A 12,123-nucleotide genomic window follows, 5' to 3' on the forward strand; every position below is an offset into this window, starting at 1 on the left:
GGAATCCCATAATGCTGGCGATAATCCACTTCTTTTGGGCTGCTGGGAGTGACGAAGCTGTATAGGAAGAGTTCTCCAGCGAAAAAACTGAACAGCGCGCCGATCAGGAAGCGCCGCCAAGGGGTAATGTTCATCATTTCTCACATCGTGTCGCCGGCGCATTTGCTGCCCGGCGTGGAAGCCGTTTTCGGTTGTGGGCGGTAGAACCATTGCCAGAAAAGGGAAGCGATCAAGGCGCCGATCGTGTAGCATAGGACATCGCTTGGGTCGCCGGTGGCGTGCACGCGCCCCAAATGCATCTGCGGCAGATGAATTTCAAAGAGGTACGACCAGCAGAAAAGTGGGATCAGTATTTCGGCCAGCGTTGGCGGGGCGTCGTGGGCTCGCAGCCGGAGCCGGCGCATGCCGAAGAGCATGATCGGGATCCAGAAGGGCATACAGATCAAATCGTTGAGTGACGTATGCGCGAAGCCTCCATGGACATGCGGCTTGATCGCGTAACGATTGACAAAATAAGCAGCAAGGCAGAAAAGAAAGAGTGGGTCCCGAAAGTATCGAAAGGGCGGTGTCGGCACGGTTGTTCCTGTGTGCTTGCTTGGTGTGTTAATATACCCGATACCCGTTGCCGGCAGGGCGTAATAAGAAGGAAGGCGACTTTGCGGCGGCGAATACTGCGCCAATGCCGAGCCGTCACGCTATTTTTACAAATCTCGGCCGACGGAAGTCTTCGCTCCAAACTCTGTCTGGCTGGCTTGCCGCCGTGATACTCGCATCATCGGCGTCTTGTATGGCGGCACAGTCCTCACAAAAGCCAATCTCTGTTTTTATCGCCGGCGATACGCTGCTGGGACGAGGGGTGACGGGCGATCTGAAACAGGGGCGCACGCCGCTGCAATGGCTGACGCCGCAAACCCGAAGCGCTGATATTGCCTTTTGTAATCTGGAATGCGTTCTCACTTCCGCCCCCATTCCTTCCTCGCGAAATCCTAAACTTTTTGCCTCGCCGAACATGGCGCGCGCTTTGGGTGCGGCGGGAATGGATGTGGTTTCCGTTGCGAACAATCATGCGCTTGATGCGGGCGCGTTCGGATACCGAACGACACGGGAGGCGCTGCGCGGGCAGGGCGTCGCGGCCGTGGGCGCTCGGGAGGGAGAGGGGGATTGGTGGCCGGTCTGGCGTAAGACCGTTCGGGGGCGGCGTATCGCCTGGATCGCGGCGAGCGCCTATGGGCCGTGGCGCGCGGGACGCGTGCGCCTCAGAAACATCGCCGGGACGGGCTTGATCTCGCAGGTTCGATCCTTGAGCGAGGCTGGCGAAATCGTGTTTGTTTCTCTGCACTGGGGCAATGAGTATTCATCGGCGCCGAGCGTGGGGCAGGTGCAGATCGCGCATAATTTGATCGATGCTGGGGCCGTCGCCATTGTCGGCCATCATCCCCATGTCGCTCAGCGTGTCGAAGTCTACCAAGGGCGGCCGATCTTCTATAGCCTAGGCAACTTTGTTTTCGATCGACTCAGCGGCAAGACGCAGAACGGGTTCGCCGCCAGCATTTCTATCCTTCCATCGAACGCCATCACCTATCGCGTTTTGCCGCTGACGCCGCCCAAGCAAAAGCACCCCGCGCCCATGGTGAAGGACGAAACATTGGTGCGTCTCGCGCCTGGTCGTTTTGTGCGCGGGGAAACGGCGGAGCAGTTAGTGGTCTGGTCTCGGAAGCGCAATGGGACGTGCGCGCTGCGGGCCTACGCGCGGCGGGAGGGCGGCTGGCGCTGCTTGGCCGAAGGAAGCCATCCTCATATTTTTGACCTTCAAGTGGGTGATATCGACGGCGACGGCCGCGATGACGTGGTGCTGGGACTGATCCAGCGCTCAAAGCTGGATGTTCGCGACGGTCGGCGCTTGTATGTCTACTCGGTGGACGCGCGCGGCGTATTCCAGCCTCGCTGGCGCGGCAGCGGGCTGAGCCGTCCCTATCGTAAGTTTTGGCTTTTGCCCAGGAACTCCGGGTGCGACATTGTGGCTCTGGAACGGGATCGTCTGCCGGAGCATCAAGGGTTCGAGTGGCTGAGTGTGTATCGATGGAACGGGTTCGGCGTGCGCCGTGTCTGGGATACGCCGGTGCGCGGTGAGGTCCGGGATTTGCGCATCGCGCGCGATCGCGGTGGCTCTTACGTCACATTCATTCAGGCCGAAAGGGGACGACGAAATCAGGTGTTCGTGCGCCCCACACACGCCCCGTCCGAGGATGGCGCCGAATTTGCGTCAAGCATTATGAAAGAACGAATCGAAACGCCTCGCAAAGGCGCAAAAGACGGAGACATGCATGATTGATCGGTATAAGTCCCGGGCGCGCAGAGGCGCTTCGTGGATGGTTTTGTCGCTTTTGGTATTGCCGATTGCAGGCGCCGATCGCGCCTTTGCGGGTGCGCCCACGTTTGACCCGGCGGCTTTCGGAACGGGCGTCGGGCAGGCGGCGGTGTCGCCAGACGGAGTTCGGATCGCCTATCAGAAGAAGACGGCCAAGGGGTGGCGCATCTTTGTCGGCAATCGGGACGGATCCCATGCTAAGGCCGTCACATCGGGACCGGGAGATGATGTCGAGCCGTCGTGGCGGCCGGACGGTGGTCTGATCGCCTTCGCGTCCAGCCGCGCCGGACACTACGACCTGTACGCCGCGCATCCCGATGGGACGGGGCTGCGCGCGATCACGCATGGACCGGGCGACTCGCGTTCTCCGCAGTGGTCGCCGCGCCCGTTTGAGCTGCCGTATGAGAAAGATCCTCTGCGCCAAACCGTGACGCCACGATCCAAGGCAAATCTTGCGCCTTCGGATCTGAAGCTACTGGAGATGCTGGCGAAAGATTCAACGGATTGGCAGGCATACAAATATCGATTTGACGCTTACAAGACCGCGCGATATTACAAGCTGCTATTTGTGAGCGGCCAGGGTGACAAGCGGCAGATCGCGACCGTGCGTGAGGATGGCCGGCAGCTCATGACGCTTTCCACGGGCATTCCCGGCGCGCACTTAAATCCGTGCTGGGAGCGGACGACGAGCCATATCGGCTTTGTCGTGCGCCGTGGGGACACAAGCTCCATTTACAGCGCCGACTATCCCGTAACGCGCGACCTCAACGACGGCGAAGGGACGATCAAATTTGGCGTCGATCAGAAAGCCCTGCGCCAGTCGATGCGCCGCGTAGGCGTCGTCAATGGCGCCGCGCAGCTCGCTTGGACCCCCAGCGGCGAGTATCTGGCGGCGGCCTCGGGCGGTTCGCTGCGGCTGTTTTCCCTGCCTGGGCTCAAACTGCCTCCACGGACTTATCCCGCCGGGACGGTCGCGCCCTACGGGTTTAGCTGGATGTCTGATGCGCGCACCGCGCTTCTTACCGTCGCGGACGGCGGGGGAACACATCTGCGCCCCGTCACCTGCAATGAGCCGCTGCTGGACATCGTCAACCTCACGGACTTCGACCGGCTGAAACCCGCCGATCGGACTTACCTCACGCAAAACTCTTTTGTGGCGAGTGGGTATCCACAGCGGCAGATGTTCGGCGTTTATGAAGAAACGGATTACGCGAACCTGCCGATCTTCGTGACCACAGATTCACTGCTGCACCTGCATCATCTTGTCTTCGACTATCTGCTGCGCGATGTGGAGACGGGACATCTGGCGCCGGAGACAATTGCTCTGGTCGACCACTATCTGCGCGGCTCGCTCGACCAGGCAAAGGCGTCCTCGGACCAAAACGTGATCGCGAATGCGAAGGCCAACGCCGCCTTCTTCGCGGTCGCGGCGCGTCTGGCGATGGGATCAGTCCACACCGGCGAGAACGCCGCCACGCCGCCCGCCCCCGATGATCCGATGGCCGCCGACCGGGCCGCGAACCGCAAACGCCAGGACCTCAAGGACAAGGCCACACTGGACAAATGGACCGCGCCCTTAAAACAAACGCTGGCGAGCCTTCCGCCTGACGTGACGGAACTGGTGAACCAGGAGATCGCGCTGATCTCCGCCCACGCGGGCGGAGCAATCAGTCCGATTTTCGGCGGCGAGCTGTCGGTTGGCGAGGGAGAGCCGCCCGTCAACAGCAAACTTGACTACAGCGACTTCATCCCGCGAGGCCATTACACACGCTCGGAGGTGCTGCGCCGCTATTTCCTTGTCTCGCACTGGCTGAGCGCTGGCGCGTTTCGCCGGACGCCGGAACTGACACAGCGCGCTCTGCTGCTCCTCTCCGCGACCGATGCGCCGACGATGGCGCGCTGGCAAAAGATCGAAGACACGGTCCATCAGTTCGCGGGCAGCGCCGACGATCAGGATTTGACGGCCTACATGGCGGTGGCCAAGGATGTCTACGGCAGTGCGCCCACGACGGCGGACATCGCCGACGCGGCGAAGAGCGCGGTTTTCGCCGCGCGTGTGGCCCAGCTTCCCGCGCCGAAGATCGCGCCCATCGCCGGCCCAAGTTTCCGATTCCTTCCTGCGCCCTCGACGCCGGATGCCGAGATCATGCAGCAGATGGTTTATGACGGCCTGCCGCCCGATGTCGGAACCATCGAACGGCCGCGCTATTTCGCGCTCGGTCTGGACGTCATGTCCGTGCTCGGCTCCGACCGCGCGCATTCCCTGCTGGAAACGATGACCTTCCAGGGCAGCTTCTTCGACTTCAATCTGAAGGAAACCGAGTACGCCAATTACGACGCCCAGTATCAAGCACAACGGGAGAAGTTCACGGCGTGGACGGAAGCCGATTGGGCGCGCAGCCTCTACACACGCACCCTCTACGCCCTGCTGCCATTGCTCAAGGAAACGGGCGCGCCCTCCAAGTTCGCCTTCACCCAAAGCCCGGCCTGGACGGACAAAAACCTCAACGCCGCTTTGGGAACCTGGGCTGAGCTCAAGCACGACGTCCTGCCGAAACAGCCCGTCGCAACGGAGCTTGGCGGCGAAGGCGGCATCAGCGAATCCGTCGCGCCGGTCCAGCCCGTCGGCTTCGTAGAGCCCGCCCCGGAAGTGTATCGACGCTTGGGAATGCTGGTGGACGCCGAGCGCGCGGCGCTCCAGTCGCAAAACTACCTCACCCCAGCCAGCGCTCAGCGTCTGGATACACTGGGCAGCCTGCTGACCATGGTGCAAAGCCTCTGCCGGAAACAAGAGACCGGAGCGGCGCTCACGGCGCATGAGATCGAGCAGCTCCGTTTCTACGGCGCCTATCAAGAACATCTGGCGCTGGTGACCGCCGAAGGCGGCGAAACAGGATCGACCGAAGGCAACGACATGGCGATCGTCGCCGACGTCTCCTCCGCGTTCTCCACCAAGCTCAACCAGCTGCTCGCATTGGAAGAGGGAGTAGGTCGCGCCCTGCCGATCTACGTCGCCGTTCCTTACCAGGGCCACCGCCAGATCGCGCGCGGCGCCGTGTTCACCTACTACGAATTCACGCATCCCGCCGAAGATCGCCTGACGGACGAAAAATGGCGCGCCCTATTGGACACGCCACAAGCTCCCAAGACGCCCGCCTGGACCAAGAGTTTCATCTCGCACATCGATAAAGAGCAGTACGGGCAGTAGGGGCCTCTATGAAACGCCAACATCGCCCCGGGGTGGCAGACACTAATCTAGTATTATGTTAAGTTGATTTCTTGCCCCTCAGTTTCGGCCCCCGTCCCCATCCTGGGGAGCAGAGTGTAGTCGCAATCAATCCGGTTCCCCAGGATGGGGCGGAGGGGCCGAAACCAAAGGATAAAGATCAAGTTAACACAGTACTAGACTAGAATCTCACGGCGCGCCTACGATCTTCCACCCGGCGCCGAGCGCCGGGGTGATCCGCGTTTCCGTGAGCCGGGCGGCGCCGTTCATTCGCCAGATCATCCCGGTTCGGGTGGCGGCGCTAAACAGGGTGAGGTCGCACGCGCCGTCGCCGTCCCAGTCGCGGACGCCGGCGAGGGCGAAGCCTGTTGGCAGGGCGGGCGTGAGATTGGCGTCGCCCGTTTTTGTCACGCCGTTCATATACCAGAGGGCGGCGAGATGCGTCGTCGAGTTTTCCAGCAGCAGGTCGGGGCGGCCGTCGCGATTGAAATCACCTGCGCCGGCGATCCGGCTGCCTGCGGGCAACACCGTTGTGAAGGCCGCGCCGCCCAGGCGATTGGCGCCGTTCATGTACCAGACTCCGCCCTGATGCGTCGCGCTGTTCTCCAGGATCAAGTCTAAATGACCGTCGCCGTTGACATCCCCGTCGGCCACGATCTTCCAGCCTCCCGTCATCGGCGTCGCCACGATCGCCTCACTGCCCCGAGTCATTCCGCTCATGAACCAGAAGCGCACGGCGTGCGTGGCGGCGTTCTCCAGGGCTAGGTCGGGTTTCCCGTCGCCGTTGAAGTCGCCGGTGGCGGCGATTCGAAAGCCGTCGGGCAGGGGAGTCGCGCAGAATGCGCCGCCGGTCCAGGCGGCGCCGTTTAAGAACCACGCGCCGAAGGACCGCGTTGCGGGGTTCACCAGGACAAGGTCCGACTTGCCGTCGCCGTTGAAGTCGGAGGGCGCCGTTGTCAGCGCTCCGGGAGGGCTGAGGGGCAAGCGCGCTCGCCCGTAGATGTCCCGTCCGACGAAGTTCGAGAGGTTGCCAAGCGGCGCCAGTGGGCGGGCCTGGCGGTCGTTGCCGGCGAAGTCCGGCACGGGGTAGGTGACCGCGCGAAAGATGTTGCCGCCTAAAGCGGGCCGGAAGTCGCCGCGCGCCGGGTTGACGAACTGTGGCTGCACGGTGTTGATCGTGTTCTGCCCGCGCAGCAGAGTTTCATTGCAAGTCGGATTGGAGGGGCGGCATCCCGTCGTGTCGTCGATGCCCAGCTCCAGATCGGCCGGGCCGTTCCAAAAGATGTTGCCTTTGATGCGCAGGTTGTTGTCGGAGAGAACTGGACCGGGGATATTCGCCCCCGCCGGCGGCGTCTGCGGCCCGAAGAACACGAAGTGCCCGTACATCGTGCGCGTTCCCGGCGGATTGTAGAAGATGTTGTTGTAGATATAGACGTTTCGGTTCGGGATGCATTCCGCGCCGTCGTCGATCACAGTCTGCCCCCATCCTCCGGCCAGATGCAGCAGGCGGCAGATCTCCAGATCACCCTCGCACACTCGTCCGCCCGGCGAGCACAAGATCAGCCCCGAGCCATAGACCTGGTCCAGGCCGATCCGATAGAACGTGTTCTGCGCGAACAGCACGTTGTACGCTCCGCGCGCCGCGATGCCCGCGTTCTGAATATCGTGCACAACGTTGTTGACGAACTTGCTGTCGTACACCTCATAGTGCAGCCACGGCGAAACCATGAACCCGAATGTCGTTCCCTGTCCCGCCACCAGTCCACACTGCGCGGAATTATAGACTTCGTTCCCCTCAATGCGCAGATACGCCGAACCGCCCTTCACCATCAGGCAGTCGTTGTCCGTGTCGTGAATCTTGTTGTTGAGGACATGCCCGTACTGCACGGCGACATAATCCAGTCCCATCCAGAAGGCGTTGCTGATGTCGCAGTCCTCCACGTACATGTACTGCACCTGGTTGACTTTGAGCGTCTCCTGCGGCTGCCGCACCGTTCCGTCGAACCCATTCAGCGTACAGCCTTTGAGCAGCATATGGTCGCAGTAAGAATAGTGGACGATATTCGCGCCGCCCCCATAACCAGGATCGGTCACGAAATCTAAGTTAATCAGATAGAGATAAGAAGAGTGGTCGAACTGAAGATACGCGTGCAGCCGCGCCGTATGCTTCCCATCGGCCGCCTGAATGACCACCGGATGCGCAAAACTCCCCTGGCGAAGCTCGAACCAATTCCCCGACGGCATCGCGCTTTCCTGATAATCCCCCGGCGTCAGCAGAACCCGATACGCCTTCGTCAGCGCCGTTTCCATCGGAATCTTCCGCCAAGCCATCTCCACCGTCCGAACCGCCGCCGCCCGCGTCGCGCCCGTATTCGCATCATTCCCGCTCACGGGATTGACCCAAATATCCGTATACACCGGCGCGCCCTGGTCATAATAACCCGGCCGCATATCCTGCGCCTGTGCGCCTATCACTAATACGAATAATAGAAACGCCGCCGCAGCCCAGCGCGCGATTATTCGGGGGCAACAGTACATACGAGAATTCTCCTGCGCCGAGTGTTTGAGTGGCGGGTGTGCGACTCGTCGGCATAGTTGAATTGTCGGGTGGCAAAGAGAATAAGATTATCGTGTTATTACTTGTTTCTAATAAAGCATAACCGTGAAGGAACCGTCTCAAATCACCATTCGTATCTACGTAGTCTTAAATATTATCCTATCATTGCGTGTTTCGCTGGCCAAGCTCTACTCCCGGCCGGAAGCTCTCCTGGGAGAACTTCTATTAGTTGTCCAACTTTCAAAGCCGAGAATTGGCTTCTCGTGAGTTCTGTAGCGGATAGACGTACAAAAAAGTCTCGAGACCCATCCAACGCGCGAGCAAATAGATGATCTTTGTTTGTGAAAATAGTAGCTATTCTCGCGGATTCATATCCCACACTTGCCAAAGCAGCATCATCAGTTATTCCTCTTGAAACTAAATCATTCCAGTAATCAGAGATTAATGGGTTTTCAGCGTTTGCTCCGACCGCGCGGAAGGCTGTTATTAAATCAATGACGAAGTTATCAGATAACGAATAATCATACGATGTTGCGCACATAGCAGCTAGGTGTTCATTAAGAAAAAATGCACATTCCATCTGTGATTTTTCTGTTAGCTGTGTTCTGTCTTGTATTCTGACCAAACGCTCAATCGCTTTGAAACCTTCGTGAACAACATCTGCAAGATAGCCATCTAAACGAAATGCTTCACTTAGGCAAAAGAATATCTCGGATATTATCGATTCAGAGTCTAGAGCACTTTGTGGACCATCATCTAAATACCGCTGTAATGCAGAAACTCTAAGGGCGACATAACTCTGGCGTAAGTCATCTCGTTCACGCCAGTTTTCTGTTTCGCTTAATACCTCATCATACCGTTTGAGCCACAAGACAGAAACCCAATGGGTGCGGAACAATCTTGTTCTGTTTCTTTCTGTAGATGTGCTATTGTTCAGATAACCAGATAATATTAGCGGTGTGGTTTGATCTATTGCTTCAACAAGACGGTTTTCATCTCGTAGGAGTTCCGCAAGACGTAATCTAGAACAAGCATCCGAACCATCAAATGATACAGCTCGTCCAAATGCCTCAATAGCTCCATATCTATCACCCAGTTGTTCTAAAATCAACGCCTCAGTTCTGTATAAAATGGGCTGGCTATTATCTAACTCTAAGCTTCTTTTAACTTCTCTTAAGTCTGAAACTTGGTTGACACGAGATGAACGTCCCAAAGTGCTTAACCGAACGCGAGCTACTAGTGCGCGTAAGTAATCAGGCGAAGTAGGAGAGACAAAAGATTCATCTAACGGATCTTTTATACCCTTTCGGTCAAGCTCAGCAATGACGCGTTGTTGCTTGCGAAGACGAGAATAAACATCATTACGGACGCTTGCATCGCGTGGTGTCCGTAAAAGTAATTCACGAACGGATGAACTAAGAACGTATCGTTCTGTTGTTCCTTCTATATTACGAGTAACAAGACTCGTCCTAAGAAGACTGTTAACAGCTTCTGCAATATTATCTGGAGTTAAGTCTAATAAATGCACAATCTGCGCTCGCGATAACGCTTCGCTCGATCCATAAAGGCACTCTAAAACTTTATTAGCATTAGGATGCAAATGGTCCACAAGTGCAGTATATGAAAAATCTGTGATTCGATCTTTAGTCTGAGCAAGCGCAGTTGATAATTCACTTCCTGCAGCATAGCTGTCTATAACTAATCGAATAGCTAATGGGTTTCTATCACAAACTTCAATAAGCCGCGTTACCTGTATCTCCTCAAGTCGTCCTGCACCCCTTAAAGACACGTAATCTCTAGCAAGTTTTGCCGCACCTTCTTTATTTATTGATGCCAATGGTAGAACGTTTGCTCCATTAACGCTTACTCTGCTGGTGACTAGGACACGCCACCCAATTGGTAGCGATTGTATAAAATCCTCAAATTGTTGTGGATGATCACGTAATAGCGTTTCCAAATTATCTATGCACAGCAAAACTCGTCGGTCTTTCATACTTTCTGACACATCATCAAACAAGTTACTGCTCTCATTTGATATGTCTTCGCTGTTAATACCGAGTAGCGCCTTCGCTATTATTTCTTTGACAAGGTCTAAAGAGTCTACAGGATTTGCTATCGGTTCAACACCAAAGGCAGTAAGCTGTTCTGTCTTAGCAGAAACGTAAACTATCTCGTCTGCCCATTTCAATGTAAGAGGATCGAGCAAACATTCTCTTAATAAGTCTAGACATAAAGCTGTTTTTCCTGTACCGCCTGGTCCTACTATTGCTACTAATGAATTGCGCAAATTTTGAATGCGCTTAAGAAGATCTTTAGCTTCAGTTTTACGGGCAATTAGTCCAGTAACTTGGTGGTCAAAAGTAGATGGCAGATTGTTAGGTACATTCCATGGGCGCTGCATTAGCCACCCATCAGGAGGTGGTGTCAGACGTCCTTCGATTGCGCACCTGAACGCATCAGTAACTTTTCTAAGTCGAAGCTGTTCGATACATGGGTCGGTCGCTAATGCAGCCATTCGGTACCAATAGCATTCTGGAAACAGTCGGTTGGGGTGACATACTGAATTCCGTATTTCAAATACATCCAATGATGTGACTAACTGCCTCAAATGCTGCAACAGGTCATTGTCTGATCTGCCTAATGATGCATTGACTGCTAAATCTATTACTTCTTTTATGTATGTTTCTTGAACTATTTGACCAACTGCAACAATGTTTACACCTTGCATTCGATTTTCAATTGCGGATCTAATCGAGAGAGGCAAGTCATTAGGTTCTGGAACCGCCTGTACAACGAAACTTCCAAGTGCTTCTTCAAGAGCAAAAAGTACCATAGCACTTTGAATTCTATATGAACCGCCTTCACTGTCGCCCCGATGTGTAGAAGCCTGTTCTGTCGTCATAGAAATAAATTCCTGTCTTTCTACTGTCGTCGCCTTTATAGCCACTCTGTGTCTTACATTGATTTCAACATTTAATTTAATATCCCTTTGTTTATGAATATTAAATTTTGCGAGAAAGATTTTGGGAGGCTACTCTTGTCACTATAACTAAATACATCTTGTCAAGGGGCATATTCGTAGCAAACTCGTAACGCATTGGAATGCTTACGCATTAATCAAAAAGCCTTGAGGTACCGTGACCTTAAATAATCTTCCGCTCGCCACCGTCCCCAGGGCACGTTATCTTGATCCGTTGCATTGTCGCGGTACGTAGATCAAGGATCAGCGCACCTACATGCCGTCGTCTCCACTGAAGGCCGCGCAGAAGAAGGCGAGAAAGGTGGTGATGATCGAGAGCATCACCACATTCACGATGATTTGCCGGGGTGTCGGACGCGGGAATGCTTCTTTGGGAATCCGCCGGTAAACCATAATGGCCGAGATGAAGCCCACAACGACTGCGACACCGGACGTACCTCCCGAGATATAACGGCGGTTGAGGTATTCCGAAAATGTGAGATGCAGTTCGGAAGAGCCTTGCCATCCTGTCCAGATACCGATGAACGTCAGGATCATGCCGGCGAGGCCGCTCCACACGAACGCCGTTTCGGGATCGATCACCATTAGTGGGCGGTCTTCTGGAAATTTCTCTTCTCGGATATTATCGATGAACTTTTTGATAAACTCTTTCACAAAATTTCTCTTCTGTGTCTGCGCCGCGCGCCTACATGCTGTAATCCCCGTGAAACAACTCATGTCCCACCATGCATAGGAAGATCATGCAGATGGCCAGACAGATGGAAAACAAGATCACCGCAATAATATTGATAAACTTTTCCATGAATTCTCCCTGTCTCTTGACGCTACATGCTGAAGTCCTCGTGCATGAATTCGTCGCCAAAAGAGCACAGGAGCGTCATAACGAGGGCTATAATTCCGGCCGCCAGCAGCAGCGCGACGGCGTGCGCGATCAGGTCTTTGACTTTCGGGCGTGGGAATTTTCCAATCGGAAGTTTTATCAGCATAATAAT

6 protein-coding genes are annotated in these 12,123 nt (G+C 55.7%); 2 read left to right on the forward strand and 4 right to left on the reverse strand.

Annotated features, from left to right (window positions below):
* Positions 1-140: 140 nt before the first annotated feature.
* Entirely contained in the window at positions 141-575 is a 435-nt protein-coding gene (locus tag ABIZ35_RS19900; protein WP_348221668.1) for a hypothetical protein, read from the reverse strand.
* Between the two features lie 212 nt (positions 576-787).
* On the opposite strand from ABIZ35_RS19900, the gene ABIZ35_RS19905 reads away from it, so the two are divergent.
* Together ABIZ35_RS19905 and ABIZ35_RS19910 are read left to right on the forward strand one after the other, a co-directional pair.
* A complete protein-coding gene (locus tag ABIZ35_RS19905; RefSeq protein WP_348221669.1) occupies positions 788-2,332 on the forward strand; it encodes a CapA family protein in 1,545 nt (514 codons plus the stop codon).
* Positions 2,325-5,576 carry a DUF3160 domain-containing protein gene (locus ABIZ35_RS19910; RefSeq protein WP_348221670.1) on the forward strand — a complete coding sequence of 1,084 codons (3,252 nt, stop codon included), beginning with the start codon at positions 2,325-2,327 and terminating at the stop codon, positions 5,574-5,576. Before ABIZ35_RS19905 ends, ABIZ35_RS19910 begins: the two co-directional genes overlap by 8 nt.
* A 207-nt stretch (positions 5,577-5,783) precedes the next feature.
* Here ABIZ35_RS19910 and ABIZ35_RS19915 read toward each other — a convergent pair whose 3' ends face one another.
* The 3 genes from ABIZ35_RS19915 to ABIZ35_RS19925 form a co-directional block, all read right to left on the reverse strand.
* On the reverse strand, positions 5,784-8,132 hold the full coding sequence (locus tag ABIZ35_RS19915; RefSeq protein ID WP_348221671.1) for an FG-GAP-like repeat-containing protein: 2,349 nt from the start codon (positions 8,130-8,132) through the stop codon (positions 5,784-5,786).
* A gap of 173 nt (positions 8,133-8,305) precedes the next feature.
* Positions 8,306-11,053, reverse strand: a complete 2,748-nt coding sequence (locus tag ABIZ35_RS19920) for an NB-ARC domain-containing protein (RefSeq protein ID WP_348221672.1) — start codon at positions 11,051-11,053, stop codon at positions 8,306-8,308.
* 330 nt (positions 11,054-11,383) lie between these two features.
* The gene (locus ABIZ35_RS19925) at positions 11,384-11,785 is read right to left on the reverse strand and encodes a hypothetical protein (protein WP_348221673.1); all 402 of its coding nucleotides are present in this window, start codon (positions 11,783-11,785) and stop codon (positions 11,384-11,386) included.
* Positions 11,786-12,123 lie beyond the last annotated feature (338 nt).

It is taken from the genome of Capsulimonas sp., assembly GCF_039929585.1.
Lineage (GTDB): Bacteria > Armatimonadota > Armatimonadia > Armatimonadales > Capsulimonadaceae > Capsulimonas.